Here is a 19,723-nt window from a genome sequence, read left to right as displayed (position 1 = left end):
CTATTGAAAGGATTAAGCTTTTAAATTATACCTAGTGAATAAACGTGAAGTTTAGTGAACTCAAATCAGCTCGTGCGATAAGTGTGCGACAAAAGTTTTGACTTAACTCTAGGTGTGCGAAAAATGGCGTCAATCAAAGTAAAACTAACTGAATCTGTACTCAAAAATATCCCTCTGGAAATTACCAAAATCAATGACACTGAGATCTCCGGTTTCTATCTAAATATTGGTAAGGCGAATAAAGAAGGAAAGCGCTCACAGGTATATTATCTGTATTACCGTCTAGGAGGCCGAGGTTCGAAAGAAAGAAGGTTAGCCTTAGGTAATTCATCGGTAATCACAGTAAGTGAAGCTAGACAGCTTGCTAAGCAATATATTGGTGATGTGTCACGCGGTATCGATGTTTTTTTACAAAAAAAGAAAGCAGTGCTGATTGAAAAGCAAAAAAGTACCTCGCCGACAATCGCTGTGCTTGCAAATGAGTTTATTGAAAGAGATATTAAAGCTAACCGTAAAGATGTAGACCCTGTTATTAGAATGTTTGAAAAAGACATTCTGCCCTTTATTGGCAGCTACAAACTTAAAGAAATAACCCGCCGCGAAATTTTTAAAAAAGTGCTTGATCCAATAACAGATAGGGGTGCTAAAACGCAGGCCAATAAAACGCTATCCATTCTAAAGCAAATGTTTAACTTTGGCGTTGAGCGCGATTTAATACAAGGTAACCCGATAAGCACTGTTAAAAAGAAGAGTGTGGGTGGCCTAGAAAAATCGAGAACCAGAGCGCTTGAGTTTGAAGAGGTTATTCAAGTATTTGACCGCCTACCAAGGCTAGGTATAAGCCAGCAAGTTATTTACGCATTAAAGTGCATAACGTTAACCGGTTGTAGGCCAATAGAGGTCACAGGCGCGCAGTGGCAAGAATTTGATTTTGAAAAAATGATATGGACAATCCCCGCCGAGCGCGTAAAGCAAAACAAAGATGGCGAAAGAACCCATAAAGTACCGATTACTCAAAATATGGTTATTTTGCTTGATGAGTTACGCGCAGCATTTGGCTATCTTAATTCTAAATATGTCTTCCCGAGTACATCAACGAATAAATCAGGCCCAGGTGAGCAACCTATTGATAGGCATTCACTATCACGTTCTATTAGTCGTAAACTAGAGGAACTTGGAGTACCTAAATTTGTGCCTCACGATTTAAGAAGAACTGTCGCTACTCGCTTAGGTGATACTGATATTGGAACAGATCCAATAGTGATTGAAAAAATACTGAATCACCAATTGCAAGGAGTGCAGGGCGTATATAATATGCAGGAGTATATGGAAGCCAGAAGTAAAGCTTTGGAAGAGTGGGGGAGAAAATTATTTGTATAGATATTTAGTAAGGCTACACCATTTGGTCTTATATAGTCATGAAAGTTGATTAATTTAACAGAAAGATATGGGTTTTGAATAACTAACTATTCTATATTCTTGTATATCTATGAATAAGACATCTAATAGTAAAGATATATATTAATATATTTAAGGTCAAAGGACCGACCTTACAATGAATAGTAAAAAATACGGGAGGTGATTTTTGAGTTTAAATAATGCACATGAAGGCTATGACTATCAAGACTTGATAACAAGCTACTTTATTTTAAAAGAAATTTTAGATGGTAATTTTGATAGTATATTTTCAATTGATAAAAAGAATACCACAGGAAATATCCCTGATAGATTTGATGACTTAGTCATTACTAATGGTGCTGAAATACAGCGGAAGCAGATTAAGTACAGTAATGACACAGTATCAAAAATACTAATAAAAGATTACCTTTCAGGTGATACTCATTACAAAATAGCAATCCATAAATTATTTGAAACGTGGAAAAACCTTAAAACCCCTAATACTGAATTTAGATTATGCTTAGCTTGGGACGAACCAGTTGATCAAAACATTACAAGGATTTTAGAGGTACAGCTTGATAGATCATCATTCAATAATTTTCCAACAAAGGTTTTCAAAATTAACCTTGACCGATTATGGGAAGAAAATCCAGAAAATTTTAATCGCTGGAATAGCTTAAAAACTTATGTAGAAGATAACGATATAAATAGAGCTGACTTTAATGATTTTTGTAATGATTTACTTATTGAGGTCAACTTACCTAAAGCAAGTTTAAAATTTAATAGGCCAAGTCAGTTAGAAGAAATACTAATAGAACAAGCTCAAAAATTAGGTATTGAACAATACCCAAATGATGATATTTACATCTCTGATTTTCTAGAACGATTAGCTAAATTAACAGGGGTGTATAGAACACGCTCAGCTCAAGTTTCAGCAAAAGATATACTTATTGCACTACGAGTAAGAACCGACTTTGGTCGAATAGAGCAAAAATTCGAAGTTGACCAAAATAAAAACATTACATCAGATGAAAAAAATAGTTTATTTCTTGAAAATGCTATTACTAACAATAAAACGTTATTACTCGGTGAGCCTGGTGCAGGCAAGTCATGGTTCTTAACCAACTTAATAGAGTATTTGACACGATATAACCATGCTGTAATACGACACTATTGCTTCACGAGTACAGAAGATCCTTTGTCTGATAAGAGAGTTAGTTCAGATGTTTTTTTTGGTAATCTAATAAGTGAGATTGGTCAAAATTTTCCTGAATTAAAAAAAGAAAAAAATAATGTACTAGCAGCTAACTTAGAAGAGTTAAATCTATTACTTTCTGCTATTGAGGTACCAATCATAATCATAGTAGACGGTTTAGATCATATTAATAGAGTTTTGAAAAAATCAGTTACTTTATCTAAAGAAAAGACAAAAATTATTGAATACATATCGAAGATCGAACTACCTAATAATGTCAGTATTATATTAGGTTCTCAGCCAACGGATGAAGTTGACGTTTTAACAGAAAGTTATGAATTTATAAAAGTACAATTACCTAAGTGGGATATAGAAAACGCTAAAGAATTGATGGACAGGTTTGAATGTGAAGACATTCAAATTAATGATGGAAATCTATCGATTCTACTTCATAAAAAAAGTGAAGGGAGTCCATTATATTTGACTTACATAATAAAGACTCTTAATGATTATCAAGCTATTACTGAAGAGCTTATCGATAGCCTGCCTAAATATGATTTAGGCCTAAAAAATTATTATGAATATTTAACAAGTCAAATAGGCAATAATACAACGTCTGAAATACTATCTTGCTTAGAGTTTGCAGTTAGTAAAAAAGAACTCAAAGAAATAATACCGATGAAGCGTCATTTTAATTCTGACATGAAAGTATTAGCCCCTGTTATATCTGAGAATAGCTCTAGGGGAGGAGTAAAGTTATATCATGATAGCTTTAGGAGGTTTAACATTGAGAAACTGTCTTCTATAGAAGACATAAAAGAGATATATGAATATATATCAAATTGGTTGATTAATAATGACTTCTATGAAAATGATAAATCTTACAGATATTTATTAAAATACTTAATCCTTTCAGAACGATATGAAAACGCGAGTGCGTATGCAGAGAAAAGCTTCTTATCCAAAAGCTTATATTACGGTCATTCAGAGACGTTAATAAAGAATAACTATAAACATTTCTTACACATAGCAGAAAAATTACAAGACTGGCCTCTATTTATTTATTCAGGTGAGTTACATAGAGCTATTTCAACAACAAACTCTGAGGAAAATCATAGTCAGTTTTTAGATAATTTCGAACTATATTTTGAAGCAATTTGTTCTATCTATGGGACAGAAAAAGCTAATTCATTTTTATTTTTTAATAGCGAAAAAAACTATAGTGACAGAATTACAGCCAAAGGTTTTGCGATATTGCAAGAATATGGATACTCACCACATTGGGAAGAAGTAAAAGGTTTATTTGAAAGTGGCGTTGCATTTGATGATTTTAAATATTTCATTTGTTATAAAATTCAAATAAAGAGTTCATTAGATAAAATCTTCAATTCTGTTTTATCTGATAAATACTCTGATTATCTTAGGGTTTTTATTGTAGAAGTATTTAAGAGTAAAGGTTTTGAGGTGATACTTCATCATTATAAAAGTGTTAATGACGATGAAGATAAAACGATCGCAGTTAAAATAAATGCTGCTCTAGAGAGAACAAATTGCGAACAAAGAATTTCGATTGCAGATGACAAACAGCCTTCTGAAATAGAGCCTTTAGATTTAAAATTTATAGATGAGCATATAAAAAACAATGAATTAGATAAGTTTTACTTTAATGTTGAACGATACGCACAGTTCGATATAAAAGCATTAATTGAGTTTGAAAAAGGAATAGCCTCACACAATTTTGTGCGTAATTGGATAAAGTATTTTATTAGATTATTTATAATTGAAAATGATTTATCTGATACAAATAAAGAAAAAGCAGTTATAGAAAACATTAAATTTCTAGCTAGCGATACAGATCGATTTAAAGGAGCACCAAGAGCAGTAACTTTTAATTATACCCATAGTAGCTTAATTGAGCATACTATTGAGCGATCTTTAAGGTATATAGTTTCAAAAGAGTCATGGGAAGAAGTAATCTCAAATTTGATGAAAGTACCACATCCAATACTGCCGACAATAGAAAAAAAATTCTTAAATGATAAAAATATTCATTTGATTATTGATGCCTATGATCAATTTGATCAAGCAGAAGACAATGAATATTATGAGCATGCAGACTACTCATTCAGAAAATCCATTTATTATGGAAAAGTAGGAATGGTTAATGAAGCAAAACACGAGCTGGAAAAGGCTCTTTTGTTAATTACAAGTTACACCTCTCGTAAAGATACAACACTGACAGAGCTTATCGAACCGATACCTGCTATTAATAATATTAATCCAGACTTTGCCAAGCAATATGCTAAAAGGCTGAAGTACCTAACTGACGCCGTAATGAAGCATACGGAAGAGGGGAAGGGCATTAGATGGCTGACTATAGACTGGTTTGAGCAGCTTTTGAATGTTGATTATGAGCTAGCCACTATATACTTAGTTAATGAGTTTTTAACGAATGAGTATTTTTGGAAATTGGATTACATGCTTGTTTCATACTTACAACAAAGCAATCACGTTGACCCCGTCATTCTTAATTTTTTATATAAATTGTCACCAACAAATATTAGAAACAATTACCTTGATGGATTTCTGGATGTAATTGCTAGACTAGAAGTAATAGATAAAAAGTTAGCAGAGCTATCACTGATCAACTTATCAATTAGAGATTGGAATGACTCTTATAATGAATTAAAAAATAAAACGGGAACTAAGTTTTACCAATTGATGGATCGGTTCGGAATAACCTATTTAACTTATAATAAAAGGTCGGAAAATAAAACAACAACTAATATTTATAAAAATGAGAAATTAGGTGAAAATTTAACTAAACAGCTCTGCACAGAAGTTTCATTGAAGGGCAAAAGTGAGCTCGAATTATTAGAGTATTATAAGAAAGTTGAATTGTCCGATGAAGATTTAAATTATCTTTATTTCTATCTGGAAGAAAGTAGTAATGATCAACTTGCTACAGAACTGTTAATTCCAATTATAAAAAAACGATTTCCAAGTGATGGTGAAGAGCATTTTAAGAAAATGCGGACTTTAATTAATCAATTGTCATTGTTGGATGCAACCAAAGTTTATCTACTTATTCATAACTTTGTTTATTCTAAAAATGGCTGGCTTTCTAACTTTGTTGACAAAGAATCATTAAAAATCGCGGTAGAAATTGATAAAGATGAATCATTAAAGGTATTGGCAAAATCACTGCGTAAAATATTTTCCACTTCCGATTATTTATATAAATATGCTGCTAACTTGATTATTGCATTTGAATACGCAGGCTTAGAAGATGAATCTATTTTATCAATGTATAAAAATAGTTTTGATTTTGTTGAAAATAGATTACCAGATACAAATGATTTTAAATGGGAAAGTTTAGAATGCACTGAAATTTCAGATATGAATCATGATGAGCTTGCTATCGTAGTGATTCTTAGCAAGACAAAAAACTTAGATTCATTTGTACATAAGGATATTATTGTAGCTATTAGCTATCTCATGAAACACGATGGTTCATTATTAATAAAACCGTTCAGGTGGTTTTTTAATAATATAGAGTGTTTTCATCAATTGTCAGTTGCAAGCATATTAGAGCTTTTATTGATCGAAAGTGATAATCATTCTTTATTCATAAATAGTATTAAAGATGAAATGAGAAACGCTCTCGTTATAGATAATTTATATATACACAATACTGTTCAAGATATTTTAAATGGATCGGAGCATGAATAAACAAATTTTAGATAGTATAAACCGAAATAAATATCTTGTTTATTTAGATAATTTAGGTGTTGATATTGATGTAATAAAAGTGGAAATATTGGAAAATATTAATGAAGATGGAATGGATGTATTTGTCAACCATTCTCATCAACGATTATCTCCTAATATATACCTCGATAGCTTAGTTTTTGAATACGTGTGCAAGTATTTATATGACGAGTATAAAACCTCTGTGGTTTTTGAAAATGAAGTAAAACTAGATATAAAAACAATTATCGCCACTTCTAGGGCTTTAATTCAAAGACCCTGCATACAAAAACCTTCTGATATAGTGGAAGGTTTTAAAGAGCCTGATTATGAAGATGGTTTTAGAGTAATATCAAGGTTTGAAAGGGAGCTTAGTGAGAATCATTATGGAGAAAGAAGAAAAAACAAAGGTGGTGTTATATTTGAAGGTTTACTTCCATGTAAAATAGAAATGAACCCTTTAGTTGAGAAATATCCGTCGAATCATATTTGGGAAAATAGTTACTATCTTGAAGAACCAGTTATACAAGGCTTTAATGCAAATATTAATAGCATCGAACCTCAATACGTTTTATGGATGAATAGCGATTTATTGAACATGCTTGGACTAACATTAGATAATTACAATAATGGGCTAAGGGCACTGAATAGTAATGATGAAATCGTTTTAATATTTAGGTGTTGGAGGGATCAGTTAATTGGTAATGGTGCTTCATTTGTTGGAGCAGACTCAAATATTGCAAAGTTAGAAGGCTGTGACTTGATATTAAGAGAAGACTATTTCAAGGAACTCAAAAAAATAATTCCTAATCTAGTCTATTTTACTTACATTATTTAGCTTAAGCTAATTACGACTCATGATGGTGAATAGGCTTTTAGAAATAGTGTTACAGGGTCATTTTACCTTAAATATACCTCAGTGATTTCTGGTCTAAAATGCCCCATTTCTTGTGAAACGGTCTCTAATGCTATTTGATATGGATATTGGTTAAGTATCAGCTCTAATAGTCTTTCTTGTGCGTAGCTATGCCTAAGGCCGTGAGCACCGTTGGAAAATGAAAGAGTACGGTTTGATGCTTTATTAAATGAGTCGGACCACTTTTTGCCACCTCCAATATCGTAGCGCTGCAAGTAGTTTATTTTTCTGTCAACAACGGTCACAGGTTGTTTAAATTTACGAAGTTCTAATTTAGCTGATAAATCGTGAGGTATTAGTACTTCGCGTGTTAAGCCTCCTTTGCCTGTCACGGTATATAGCACACCGTTTCTGCCAGACCACTTTGAATCAAAAGCTGGCCGTTTATCTGCTTTGCGCTCTTCAACTTTGGCTATGGTCAATAATTCATGCGCACGAAGCCCCGAAGAGAGTGCTATTTGTGTTGATAATGAATATTTAGATGTTTGGTGCTTACTTATTATTTGTGCTTGCTCTGTGGTGTAGGCGCGTGATTTAAGAATTTGCTGATTAATTGATTTAATAACGGGGAGGGTTTGCTTATCTTTAAGTTTGCCGTTTAGCCTCATCATTGCTTGTATAGCTTGGCGCTCCATATCCAGTGACTTTTGACCCACTATTTCTTTACGGTAATCTAAATAATTGAGTGCTTGATCGATGGTCATTGCCTGAATACCGTTTATGCCAATATCTTTAGCCCAAGAGACAACGGTGTTAAGTGATTGCTCGTAGTTTCTGGCAGTTCCAAGAGACTTTATAAGCTTACTTTTTGTAAGCCCTTTTATGACATTGTGTGCTTGAGTTTTTGGTTTCGCAAATTTAGCCATGTTTTTTAATCCATCTTTGAATTGTTGACCAATGAGCATTGATACCTTTACGCTTTAGCCAGCGCTGAAGCTCGACAATGTTTGACCCTTGCTTGTAAATTTCTATTAGCTCGAATTTATGTTTATCAAGCTTAGATGTTTTTTTACGGCTTCCTGCGATTAACTTACTTTCAAATTTTAGTTTTTGGACTTCGATTAGGGCATCGAATTTCATGGTATGACTCCAGTCGTATTAAGGTTGTAAGATTGACTGGCAATAAAGCTCAGCGGCACTTAAGCCTATTCGCCCCTGTTTTTCGCATATGCGAAAGGCTCGGACTGATCTCGCCTGATTATTAACCTCATTTCTACGTGTTGTCAGCAGCTGGAGTGCGCCGTTTTTGGTTGGTTACTACCTTTGAAAAGATAGTATTTACCTCGTTACTACGTGTTGAAGGCAGCAGAATAGCGCCTGTTTTTTTCTGGCTCGTTAGAGCTTCAGTAGCAATAAGATTACCACTTTAGAAATATTTTTCAATCTGCAAATAAAACCTGCGTATAAGAGTATGAATGTGTTGTCCCCCGCTATGTGTAAGCCGATTTTCGGCTTCGACATAGCGGGGGACAGGGGCGAAGCCCCAATGTTTAAAGAGAGGCTATTGCTCATGATGCCTCTATTAAAATTGGTTTTATTAAAGCTCTACATTATATTGTAGGTATAAAGCTAAAGTTATCATTTACATATAGCTATTTTACAATGCCTGAATTAGGTTCTCGCTATTAATGTTTTAAAATTGCTTAGGTGCTAGATAAACGATACTTTAATAATTTTTTATTGGTTTAATAATTTACGGAGCGTTTAGTGTTTAATAAAACTAAGTCAATATTAGAGTGTACGGAATCTAGCTTATTAGGTTTTTCTACTAAGAAAAGTTACTTGTCACCAGTTCAAAGGTTGTTTCTTTATCCTCTAGTATATTTGCAAGTAGGATTCGTAGACTTTGTTCGTCCGCTAAAAATGTGGTCGTTATTTAGTTTTGCCATAGCTCTAGCTTTATCTTTTTTAGTCAAAAATTCTATTCTCGACTCTAATAGCTACATTGCGAGCTTAAATATATTTGTATGGTTTTTTTTACTGTTGATTAGCTTTTCTACGCCTAGTTCATATGCTTTTAATGGAGTTACAGAACTAACAGTTAATAACACGGTTATTATTTTATCGGAACATGAAATTAATAGTGTTGATAGTTTAGAGTTGTTGGAGGACAACGTTGATAAAATTGAAGAGCGAATAGATGAAAGAGTTAAGTTTTACAAATGGCTAATCGGGTCTGCTTGGGCTGGGTATATTTTGTTCATAAACTATCAATTTAGGTTAATTAGCATATCTGATATGAAACCAGATGAAAATTTTCTTAATAGCCTTTTTGAAACATCGGTGTATTTATCATTGTTCTCATTTTTCGCTCTGACGTTGATGGTGAGCTACAAGAGAGCATCAAAAATACTAATTTCAAATTTGAGATATGCGTGCGTACAAAAGAAATCATTACTGCAAAAAGTTGACATTGATTTGACTTAAAAAGATATTTTTCTTACGTGTAATTGCCTATTTCAAGGTGTTTACCTTGTAAGCTAATATAAGGCCTGCAAGCTCATCCTCTTCGCAGTAAAAAAAAGCTGTTGGTACTTCTAAGACTTTAGCTAGTGCCCGCACTGTTTGAAAGTCGGGTGAGTGTACGCCTTTTTCGTATTGATTCATTCTAGGCGACGCCGCGAACTGATCCATGCCTGCCAGTATTCCTAGTTTTTTTTGCGAAAGTCCTTTTGCTAGTCTTGCCTCTTTTAGCCGTTTTGGAAACGGTGAACCATCATTCGTTTTCATTATATTTAATTCTTAACTTGAAAACTAAGAGTTTCTTAGCTTTAATGTGTTCACGATACTAAGGAATACTTAGATGTAGGCGGGTGAAGCAAATGTTGTGGAAAGCAGTTAAGTTTATAGGAGCCGTGACGGTTGATATTTTGCTGGATGTTGATGATAAGTCTGAGCAAGATAAGTTCATCGATGAATACAATGATGGAACTGGAAATGTCGATCATTGTGGTGATAGCTACACAGAGCAAGAAGCGCGAGACACTCATAGTCGTGGTGAGTTCTACAAATAGTTTTGACAGTTGCTTTGTTAAGTGCAATTGTTAGGTGGGTTTTTACACAAAATACAGGCTACGCAGTTGAAAAGCTGCGTAGTTTTTTATGATTAATTTTAACGTTTATGCATTTTTACCCGCGATTGATTTTTTATTTATCAGGTTGCAAGGCCAAGATAATAGCCGTGATAAGCTATTATCAATTAGAGATAACTTAAGTAATCTTAATGAAGCACAAGTACTTAGTGAGTTACTTACCTTAGATTTCATGTTTTACGATTATAGTAACGAGCAATCAGAGGTTTGGGATATACAACTAGAGTCTTTTTCATCGTTTTATAATAGATCAGAAAAAGTGAAAAAGCGGGGTAATTACTACCCTGAAGACCATGTCCAATCAGTGTTTAAGTGGATGCTTATGCTCTGTGATGATTGTAGCGATAGTTTAAAAATCCAGCGCTCGGTAATTCATTAGCTGAGCCTTAAAGCAATTTTATTCCTCAAGCTCACTTGATTTATCACTATATCTCATTTAAATTCATTTTAAGCATACCTATTATGCTTACTTATAATGCAAAGAGATAAAAGATTTACCACAGAACATAGTAAAGTTAATAAAAAACAGGCGCCTAATGTTCGGGGCTGCTTTCAATACGTAGAAAAGAGGTTACTAGGGTACGCATATATTAATTATATGTACTAGCAAGTCCACGGCTCACAGAGCAATGTGGCATCTCTTTGCTCTAATTTACGTATTGGAGAGCGAACATGCAGTCATCAGAAATCTTATCAGTAAAAGAGCTATCAGAGCTTTTACATCTATCTACAGGCACAATTAATAATCGTCTGAGCGCCCAGCGAAAGGCTATTGAGTCTGGAAAAGATGCCAACCTTTATCAAGTTCAACGTTTAGCACCACCTTCTATTAAATTGGGTCGAGTTCGCCTATTTAAACGCGAAACAGTTGAGCAATGGCTTGCTCGCTTTGAAGGAGTGGAGGTGTAAGGAAGGCGAAAGGGGCTGCTTGACCGGCGACACCCCAAACGCACTTTGCATCTTAATATTATATGCTTGCCTTTAAAATAAGGCCACAATTCGAGTGGCCAGAATATACTATTGCCTATCCGAGTCAGTTTTATTCTCTAATTGAATTCAAGACACCTAAATATGTTCGAGGGTTACTAAGTAAATGCCATAAGTCTAAAAAATTTATTCATTTGCTTGGGAACAGTAAATCAAAAAGCTTAACCGATTTTCGAGCTTTTAGACGGGACACTAGTAAGTTTGTTCGAGGAGTATTGTATAGTACAAGTGAATCAGTAGACTGCTATTACACTCCAAACGAATTTTTTAGTTGGCCTAGGGAGAGCAACCTAGCTCTACTGTCAGCGAATTGGATTGAAATTGATCTTAATGATAAATGTGATCCATACGATGTTAGAAGGACAGAGGCTAAAATTGTTCCTGAAGTATTCAATAGGTTAAAACTGAGTAAGCTACCGCCGCCAACTGGCTATGTCCTTTCTGGCTCAGGTGGAATACATCTTTATTGGATTTACAATCCTGTAGATGCAGTCGCAATTAACAAGTTGATATGGCAACAAATTGCTAAAAGTCTAATTGAGAGTTTTGGAACGGCAGATAGTTTTTGGCATATAGATCTTATGGCTACAAAAAGAATTAGCGGCTTTTTGCGCGTCCCCGGCTCTGTTCACAGTAGAACAGGATTGCATGCCAGGTATTTTGGTTCTGGTACTAAATATACATTTGATGAACTGTTGATGTGTTTAGAGCTATGTCATTTACGGAAGAATATAGAGAAATCACAGCTAGAATTCAAAACTAGTTTAGCTTCAAACCCCAGAAATAAGATAGCAAAGCAACCAAAGCAACCAGGTCACCAACGCTACGGTCATAGCATTAAAGAATGGTGGCTAAAATGTATTAACAGTATTCAAAACCATTTTTATAAGCAGGGTGGGGTGCCAAAGGGTAAGCGAGATAAAACAGCGTTTATCCTGTTTGTTGCGTTTCAACACCTAAATAAAAACACCGCATTTGAAAAGCTAACAAAAATAAATGATGAGCTAATTGGTTTATCATTAGAAGAGCTTGTTAGTTTAACTAGAACAGCAAAAACAACACACTACAAATACAGAAAAGAGACTCTAGCTGATTACCTGAAAGACTTGTTCGGCTATTGCCCTGAATATTTAAATATTAGGTCAAAAGTGAAGTTATCAAGTGATGAAATTAAGGAGAGGCAGAAAAAAGCAGCTACAGACACTGCGGTTAAAAAGCGAAGTAATTCGCAGCAGCTTGTTAAAAAAGCTGTTAAAAAAATAACCAAAGAAACGGGCAACAGACCAACTCAACAGGCTGTTGCACTTTTTACCAATCTTAGTTTAAGAACAGTTAAAAGATATTGGATAACATAATGTGACAGGGCACTTAGATTGAAATTAAACAGCAAAATATGCAACAGTGGCAATACAGCTTAGAACTTTCTGGACTAGTTTCCCCGACCGCTTTGGGCACAGACTGTGTGAAAACTCTGATCACCTTTTGGTCTAAGTATGTTCTGCTTATGATCTATTAATCTATACATTTAGTTCACTTAATATACTGATATTTATATAATTAGACTATTGATTCAGTTGAGGGTTGAGGCAGTATGTCAAAGTTTATAAGCGGTGAAAGTCGTGACCAATCAACGTTATTTCCAGAATCGTTGGAAGATTACGTCAGTGAAGATAATACGGTCAGAGTGATTGATGTTTTCATTGAGGAACTAAATCTAGCTGAATTGGGGTTTAAAGGATTAACTTTAAAGTCCACAGGCCGCCCTAAGTATCATCCAGCCACATTATTAAAACTGTATCTTTATGGTTACCTCAACCGTATTCAATCATCCCGCCGATTAGAAACCGAATGCCAACGCAATATTGAACTGATGTGGCTACTTGGTAAGTTGGCACCCGACTTTAAAACGATTGCTGATTTTAGAAAAGACAACGGAGATGGTATAAAAAATGTGTGCAAAACGTTTGTTGAAGTCTGCCGTCGTCTGAATATGTTTGAGAAACCAGTTGTTGCCATCGATGGTAGTAAGTTTAAAGCTAGCAACAACAAAGGCAATAATTTTACGCCAAGCAAAGTTAAATTCCACATCGACCGAGTCGAAAAGAACATTGAATGTTACCTTGAATTACTTGATGAAGCCGATAAAGAGCAAGCTAACGTCACAAAAATTAAAGCCACAAAAGATAGGCTAGCTGACTTTCGCAGCCAGTTAAAAAAACTACACGAGATTAAAGAACAAGTTGAAGCTCATCCTGACAAGCAAATATCCACTACTGATCCTGATTCACGTTTAATGAAAACTCAAGGTTTTACAAGAGTTGTGAGTTATAACGTGCAAAGTGCGGTTGATACCAAGCACCACCTTATAGTGGCGCATGAGGTGACCAACGTGCCAGATAGAGGCCAGCTTGCGTCAATGACAAAACTCGCACAAAAAGCATTGCGCAAGGAAGATATAAGGGTATTAGCAGATAAAGGTTACTTCAGTCAGCCCGATATAAAAGATACTATCGATTTGGGTGCAGAGCCAATCATGCCCAAGACGGATACATCGTCCTCTGAAAAGAAAGGGATATTTAACCGCTCACTCTTCAAATACGATGCAAATAAAGATATTTACTTATGCCCCGCTGGTAATGAACTTCAAAATCGAATGCAGGTATTTGAGCAAGGTAAATACCTTGATGTTTACTTCAATCACATTGCTTGTCGAGATTGTAAAATAAGAAGTCAGTGCACTAACTCTAAAAAAGACCCTAGGCGAATAAGGCGGTGGGTGCATGAGATTCTGACAGAAGAAATGCTTCAAAAGCTAAAGAATGAACCTGAATTGATGCTTCATCGCAAGCAAACTGTTGAGCACCCCTTTGGCACAATTAAACTCTGGATGGGAGCTACCCACTTACTAACACGAGGTTTAAAAAGCGTGAGTACAGAAATAAGTCTTCATGTTCTGGCTTACAACTTCAGAAGAATGCTCACAATTATGGGAGTTAATGGTCTAAGTAAAGCGATTAGAGTAGCGTTGCTATAGCAGTTTCGCTCGCGCGGAGAAAATTGTGATACTGAGAGAAAATCGATCGCAACCATCCTAGATGGTTTTAAACTAAGAACATACCCAAGACAATTTATTAAAAATTAGTTTTTACACAGTCTGTGCCAAAAGCAGCCCTTGAGTGACTTAGTGATAAAGGCTGCAATGATACGATTGCTGACATTTCACTATTTCTTTTTATGCCTTCTCATTGCCATTAATAGACTGTCATTTAGCTATCGCAACAACTTTGACCTTCTTGAATTGGCGGGCATTTCACTGTTCCATAAGAGCAATATACGCAACAATCGCCTTTCAAAGGCTTTAGGAGAACTTTGCAAGATTCACATTCATAATACCACTGGCAAGCGTTGGTTGGCATTTCTTCAGTTTTACTGAAGCCACACTCAGGGCAAGTAATGGTAGAATTTAACTCTATACTTTGCATGTTTGCTCCTTCAAAGGTTTAACAATGTCTAATACGGACATTACAATCATCAAACAAATACCTACATAAAACAAATAAGTGCTCCATTCGTATTGCCATAGTGGATAGAGGGTTAACAAAACCGCTATAGGGCCAATAACCCCAAGAATACCTCTCGCATGATTTTGGTTTTTATACCAGTTATACAAATTTACCAACAATGCCAGAGTTGCAAATATAGGTAACAAGGTATTTACAGCAATTCCCTCAAAGTGAGAGAGAAAGCCTAATCCTAATGCTGATGCTAACGAGCCGAGTGCGGGGAAGCACCCCGTACAACTAAGAGCCGCAAGCCAAACACCACCTGAGCTAACTTTATCTAAAATCTTATTAATCATTTTTAACGTCTAACATTATTTGAATGATTTGAGTATGAACTCCGTAGGTAGGTACGGAGTCAATACTATTTTAGCGAATCGATTATTGGGCAGTGGGATTGATCGTTATTGTTGCGGCATGAATTAGTCATTTCTTTTATGACGACTTCTAAGCGTTGAAGGTCAGCTATCTTATTTTGAATTACGTTCAATTTCAGCAAGCCTAGGGATTCTACTTTGGCACAATCGCCATCCATTGACATCAATGAAGCCACTTCTTTTAGAGTAAAGCCAAGTGCTTTGGCCTTACAGATGAATTGTAATTGTTTGGTGATTGAGTCGTCATAGACACGATAACCATTTTGAGGTTTTTGAGGCTGTTTTATCAAGCCTTCCCGCTCATAAAACCGTATAGTTTCTACGCCTATATCAAGTTCTTTAGCCAACTTGCCTATTGTTTTCATCGTCCAACCATAAAATCAACTTTAATCATGACATTAGTATATCAATACGAAGTAAAATTGCTCGAACTACAATGACTGGTTTTCGCTCTAAGCGGACTAGAAAAAATTTCACAAAATTTATTGCCAAAAGAATCCTGGAATCAAATTTAGATTAGATCTATTTAATAAAGTTAGAGGGCTAGTGCTTTTTTAAATCATGCAATTAATAAAAAACTTTAGTCTCATTGTAACTTCAAGATACCTTAGAGAAGCCAGAGCAAATTGATGGCGTTTTAAGTTCAGGCAGAACCAGACTCAACTACTGAGTCTGGTTCGTGCTATAAATAAGCTCGTCATCATATTTTTAAATTAAAGCTGTTATTTACCTAACAAACATCCAAATACCGGCAGCTATCATAAATAAGTTTTCTGTTAGAGAGATAAACCCTAGTGGTACGTTACTGTCACCGCCTACACACGCACATTTTAACTCTCGTTTATCTATATAGACTGCTTTTATCACTGAAACAGCACCAACCCCACCTATGAATAATGAAATAGGGGCAATAATATAGGCTGGTAATCCGGCTATCATTCCAATGCCAACAAATGCTTCTAAAAATGGGTAGACATAAGCGTACCTGACTACTTTCATAGCGACTAAGTCATAGGTTATAAATGAATTAGTAAAGCTAAATAAGTCTTGAAGCTTTTGTATTGCTAACACTGCCATTGTTAGGGCTACAAACAGTTCAGCGGTTTGCATTGATAATAAGCTATTATCCGATGCAAAACTAAATGCCACACTAAGCAAAAAACTAACCGAAAAAATCGCAATCACGGGCGTGTAAGTTGTACCTTCTTGGGCTGCTTGTGGCTTATTAAAGTAATCACGTAAATCGTCGTAGCCACCTATACGTTTATTATCAATAAATGCTTGAGGTGTAGTTTCTACACTGTGTTGTTTTTTAAATTCATCTGTTTGCTCTCGAGAAGTTAAAAGCTGATCATCAACTGTATATCCCTCTCGCTCTAGTAGGTCTTTTGATTTTAAACCAAACGGACAAATATGCTCATCTGTTGCCATTCTAAAAAGTTGGGCTGATTTACTCATGCTTTACTCCTTATGTTATGCGGTTTATTTATTTGAATTGAAATCTGGAACAGCTCTTAATTGTGCTTGAGCATTGGTTTGTGCAATGCCGTTTTGCTCTATATCTTTTAGGAGCCATTGCATTTCTTTTATTTCTCGCTCTTGGGCTTCAATTATATTTGTAGCAAGCTTTTGAACGCGTTTATCTTTGATTTTTGCCCTGTCACTGGTGAGTATGGCAATTGAATGATGTGGGATCATCGCCGACATCCATGAGCTATCATCAACAGTCACTTGTGAGCGAACTAAAAATAAACTTCCTGCAAATACGGCAACACTAGCAATGAGTACTGTTATATTTTTCTTTTTATCTTTATACATATTGAGCATGAAAAGTAGCATTATCACTGCCATCGTGGCTCCCATATAAAGCGCCATATAAGTACGAGTTTCACTAAAATAAACATGACTAAGTTGGTAGGTGTTCAAATACATCAATACAAACATGGTTATTGTAGATGTTGCTATCATTAAAAAAAATTTTGAATAGTGTGACATTGTATTGATTCTTAAAAGTTTTGTATTTTGTTTTTACATATGAGTAATCTTTACACTATCAAGCTCACAAATCAGTGTTTCCTGTTGTGTAAAATGGGTATTTAACAATTAACTCAAGAATTATGCCGTTAGGCTAAAATTGCTCGCTGGATTTACTTATGTATCTGTAGGTTTCTTCATTTGAGTTGTCAGTGAGTAGTTCAATATTATATTTGTGAAATATACCCTCCATTTCCATTCCGGGAGTGCCAATAGGCATGGCTGGTACACTTAAGCCTGTAATGTGCGGAGCGTGTTGCCCAGATAAAAACTGTTTTATATGTTTAGCGGGAACATGACCTTCAAATACAAATCCATCGGCTGACACGGCTGTATGGCATGAGCGCATATTAGGTTTTATTTGATACTGAGATTTAATCGACCCCATGTCATTAACGTTAATTGCTTTTGTTTGAATATTGTTTTCACTCAAATGAGCAATCCACTTATTACAACATCCACAATTTTTACTTTTATAAACGGTAAGCTCAATTTCAGGTTTTTCTGAATTTTCATAGATTATTGATGTTTTATGCTGTTTTTCGATACTCATTGCCGAAAATGACATAGTTAATGATAAAAAAAACGCTGAGGTAATGTAGATTACTCGCATTGTTAACTCCTTAATTAGACCAGTGAATATGAGTGATTTTCCAACCTGTATCGGTGTTTTTTAATGTGATTGATTCCATTCCCATAGACTTAATATCTTTTCCTTTGTACTTTCCTTGAGTTTTACTTCTTGAAATTGAGTAAGCTATGTCTCCATTTGTGTAAACTTGATGCTCTAGTAGTTCACTATTAACAGCACTTAAGAATTTCATATCCGCTATCATATGATGTTTCGCGTATTCATCTGCAGAACGCTCAACACTTCCGCCTTCAAAAATGATGACATCGTCGGCCAGTAATTTACGTGCAGCTTCGCGATTACCTTGTTTTAGAGATGCATGAAATAGGCTGACTGTTTTTGCAGCCTCGCTATCAACATTGACAAAGGCCTTGCCTTTTTTTGAATATTTTTCATCGTCATGTGCACTAACAGTAAAAGAACTAACAGTGCTAAAAATTAGTAGCAATAAAATTTTTAAATTAGAGGATTTAATTAACATACGTTTCCCTTTTTATTAATCGTTAAATAGGCGGACCAACAAGTGTGGTAAATACACTTGTTGTAATAAGTACAAACAGGGCAATTACTATTTCAACAGTAATCGAGCGTTTTAATATACTTATATGGTGTTGTTGAGTGATTTGCGGGACTAAAAAAAGCTTATGCCATGCACCTAGTAACAGCATCGCGCAGACGAGTAACAGCTTTAATAAAATTAGTTGCCCATAATTTGATGTAAACAATGCAGAAAATGACTCTAGGTACTGCAAGAGCAGAGTTAAGCCCGAAATAAGTAGTACAAATACAATAACAATAGCGAGTTGACCAAAGTAATGCATTAACCGCTTTACTTCACTGGTAGGTAGTAAAGTGCAGCTTTTGTAAAGCGGCCACAATGACCCTAACCAGCTCGCAATGGCAATAAGGTGAAAGGTTAAAATACTTTTCACTAACCCATTTTCATTTGCACTGTGCCCAGTAAAAGTGAAGCTATAAGCGATAAACCCAAGCATGATTAGTATAACGGCACCGTTTTTATAACCTGCTACGTTATCATCTGATTCCACACTCCACATACATGCGCTAATTAGAGCAATAATGAGCGCTGGTATTCTAAACGTTGCTTGGTCACCTATGACTGATTGCCAAACAATTTCAAGCATAAAGGGGTCAAACATTCCCATAAAGCCTGATTCAGCCATTGCTCCAGCTTCTATTGGTACTTGTAAAAGTGCAGCAATACTACCTGTAACTACACACGTAATTTGCCAACGTTTTAAGAACTGATAAAAGCTAATTAAGTGATGCCCTGCAACATTGCTGTTGCCACACATAAAGCGCATTAATAAAGTGCCCGCAAGCCCTGCAATTGCGATATAGCTTGCTAGTTTTAATAATAGTAAGAGTACTGACCATTCACTTAATTGCATTATGTTGCTACTTAATGATTATGTTTGCTGTGGGTATTAGATTGTTCTTGCATCATCTTATGCGATTCACTTTTGTGTACCATAAATCTAAACGTGTCGGTCATTTTATGTCCATCACCACCCAGTGCTGTCCATTTAACCGTGTAAGTGCCTTGGACTAAGCTCGGCAATGACCAACTAAAGTCTGTGCTTGGGGTAGAGCTTGGTTTGAAATCAAAGTTTATTGATTTATTTTTTTCATCTTTGATGATGACTTTTGCTAGCCTTACTTCACCACCAAAAGTTAACGAAAATTGCTCTGGGCTTTTCATTAACATGGCTTCTTGCGCAGGTGTTGATTGCTTGAGTGATATATGCGCTGATGCGGAAAA

20 protein-coding genes and 1 pseudogene are annotated in these 19,723 nt (G+C 35.2%); 9 read left to right on the top strand and 12 right to left on the bottom strand.

Going from position 1 to position 19,723, the window contains the following annotated elements; translation table 11 throughout:
* Window positions 1-123: 123 nt before the first annotated feature.
* From V7783_RS07150 to V7783_RS07140, 3 genes are all read left to right on the top strand, one after another.
* Complete coding sequence (locus V7783_RS07150; protein WP_335678131.1) at window positions 124-1,380, top strand: tyrosine-type recombinase/integrase; 1,257 nt, start codon at window positions 124-126, stop codon at window positions 1,378-1,380.
* A 205-nt stretch (window positions 1,381-1,585) separates the two neighbouring features.
* Window positions 1,586-6,325 carry a hypothetical protein gene (locus tag V7783_RS07145; protein ID WP_335678130.1) on the top strand — a complete coding sequence of 1,580 codons (4,740 nt, stop codon included), beginning with the start codon at window positions 1,586-1,588 and terminating at the stop codon, window positions 6,323-6,325.
* A complete protein-coding gene (locus V7783_RS07140; RefSeq protein ID WP_335678129.1) occupies window positions 6,318-7,181 on the top strand; it encodes a hypothetical protein in 864 nt (287 codons plus the stop codon). Before V7783_RS07145 ends, V7783_RS07140 begins: the two co-directional genes overlap by 8 nt.
* Window positions 7,182-7,243: 62 nt before the next feature.
* Here V7783_RS07140 and V7783_RS07135 read toward each other — a convergent pair whose 3' ends face one another.
* Window positions 7,244-8,125: a site-specific integrase gene (locus V7783_RS07135; protein WP_335678128.1), complete on the bottom strand. Its 882-nt coding sequence runs from the start codon at window positions 8,123-8,125 to the stop codon at window positions 7,244-7,246.
* Window positions 8,118-8,339 carry a hypothetical protein gene (locus tag V7783_RS07130; protein WP_008136222.1) on the bottom strand — a complete coding sequence of 74 codons (222 nt, stop codon included), beginning with the start codon at window positions 8,337-8,339 and terminating at the stop codon, window positions 8,118-8,120. Before V7783_RS07130 ends, V7783_RS07135 begins: the two co-directional genes overlap by 8 nt.
* Before the next feature lie 627 nt (window positions 8,340-8,966).
* Here V7783_RS07130 and V7783_RS07125 point away from each other — a divergent pair.
* On the top strand, window positions 8,967-9,686 hold the full coding sequence (locus V7783_RS07125) for a hypothetical protein (protein ID WP_335678127.1): 720 nt from the start codon (window positions 8,967-8,969) through the stop codon (window positions 9,684-9,686).
* Window positions 9,687-9,713: 27 nt separating this feature from the next.
* Here V7783_RS07125 and V7783_RS07120 read toward each other — a convergent pair whose 3' ends face one another.
* Entirely contained in the window at window positions 9,714-9,989 is a 276-nt protein-coding gene (locus V7783_RS07120) for a helix-turn-helix domain-containing protein (protein ID WP_335678126.1), read from the bottom strand.
* Window positions 9,990-10,081: 92 nt separating this feature from the next.
* Here V7783_RS07120 and V7783_RS07115 point away from each other — a divergent pair, with 92 nt between their 5' ends.
* From V7783_RS07115 to V7783_RS07095, 5 genes are all read left to right on the top strand, one after another.
* A complete protein-coding gene (locus V7783_RS07115; protein ID WP_193154514.1) occupies window positions 10,082-10,273 on the top strand; it encodes a hypothetical protein in 192 nt (63 codons plus the stop codon).
* A gap of 88 nt (window positions 10,274-10,361) precedes the next feature.
* Window positions 10,362-10,730 (top strand): hypothetical protein, encoded by a 369-nt coding sequence (locus tag V7783_RS07110; protein WP_335678125.1) that lies wholly within the window; start codon window positions 10,362-10,364, stop codon window positions 10,728-10,730.
* A 293-nt stretch (window positions 10,731-11,023) separates the two neighbouring features.
* Window positions 11,024-11,260: a helix-turn-helix domain-containing protein gene (locus V7783_RS07105; protein WP_058549639.1), complete on the top strand. Its 237-nt coding sequence runs from the start codon at window positions 11,024-11,026 to the stop codon at window positions 11,258-11,260.
* 293 nt (window positions 11,261-11,553) lie between these two features.
* A complete protein-coding gene (locus V7783_RS07100; RefSeq protein ID WP_335678124.1) occupies window positions 11,554-12,693 on the top strand; it encodes a hypothetical protein in 1,140 nt (379 codons plus the stop codon).
* 236 nt (window positions 12,694-12,929) lie between these two features.
* Window positions 12,930-14,372, top strand: a complete 1,443-nt coding sequence (locus V7783_RS07095; protein ID WP_335678123.1) for an IS1182 family transposase — start codon at window positions 12,930-12,932, stop codon at window positions 14,370-14,372.
* 232 nt (window positions 14,373-14,604) lie between these two features.
* Here the strand turns inward: V7783_RS07095 and V7783_RS07090 are convergent, their stop codons facing one another.
* From V7783_RS07090 to V7783_RS07050, 9 genes and pseudogenes are all read right to left on the bottom strand, one after another.
* Window positions 14,605-14,820 carry a GDCCVxC domain-containing (seleno)protein gene (locus V7783_RS07090; RefSeq protein WP_076916053.1) on the bottom strand — a complete coding sequence of 72 codons (216 nt, stop codon included), beginning with the start codon at window positions 14,818-14,820 and terminating at the stop codon, window positions 14,605-14,607.
* Complete coding sequence (gene merC / locus V7783_RS07085; RefSeq protein ID WP_024601094.1) at window positions 14,808-15,197, bottom strand: organomercurial transporter MerC; 390 nt, start codon at window positions 15,195-15,197, stop codon at window positions 14,808-14,810. Before merC ends, V7783_RS07090 begins: the two co-directional genes overlap by 13 nt.
* Before the next feature lie 65 nt (window positions 15,198-15,262).
* Window positions 15,263-15,640, bottom strand: coding sequence for a MerR family transcriptional regulator (locus V7783_RS07080; protein WP_010557530.1), 378 nt, complete (start codon window positions 15,638-15,640; stop codon window positions 15,263-15,265).
* Between the two features lie 361 nt (window positions 15,641-16,001).
* On the bottom strand, window positions 16,002-16,733 hold the full coding sequence (locus V7783_RS07075) for a MauE/DoxX family redox-associated membrane protein (protein ID WP_002963060.1): 732 nt from the start codon (window positions 16,731-16,733) through the stop codon (window positions 16,002-16,004).
* A gap of 24 nt (window positions 16,734-16,757) precedes the next feature.
* The gene (locus V7783_RS07070) at window positions 16,758-17,270 is read right to left on the bottom strand and encodes a DUF305 domain-containing protein (protein ID WP_010388415.1); all 513 of its coding nucleotides are present in this window, start codon (window positions 17,268-17,270) and stop codon (window positions 16,758-16,760) included.
* Window positions 17,271-17,403: 133 nt separating this feature from the next.
* Window positions 17,404-17,922 (bottom strand): DUF411 domain-containing protein, encoded by a 519-nt coding sequence (locus tag V7783_RS07065; protein WP_024591412.1) that lies wholly within the window; start codon window positions 17,920-17,922, stop codon window positions 17,404-17,406.
* Window positions 17,923-17,932: 10 nt separating this feature from the next.
* Complete coding sequence (locus V7783_RS07060; RefSeq protein WP_335678122.1) at window positions 17,933-18,421, bottom strand: YybH family protein; 489 nt, start codon at window positions 18,419-18,421, stop codon at window positions 17,933-17,935.
* 22 nt (window positions 18,422-18,443) lie between these two features.
* Window positions 18,444-19,352, bottom strand: a complete 909-nt coding sequence (locus V7783_RS07055) for a copper resistance D family protein (RefSeq protein ID WP_335678121.1) — start codon at window positions 19,350-19,352, stop codon at window positions 18,444-18,446.
* 11 nt (window positions 19,353-19,363) lie between these two features.
* Window positions 19,364-19,723 (bottom strand): annotated as a pseudogene (locus tag V7783_RS07050) (copper resistance CopC family protein); the annotation flags it as partial.

Origin of the sequence: Pseudoalteromonas sp. (genome assembly GCF_036960685.1) — a bacterium.
Lineage (GTDB): Bacteria > Pseudomonadota > Gammaproteobacteria > Enterobacterales > Alteromonadaceae > Pseudoalteromonas.
The sequence above is the reverse complement of the archived record's forward strand: the minus strand, read 5'-3'. Positions and strand labels throughout refer to the sequence as shown.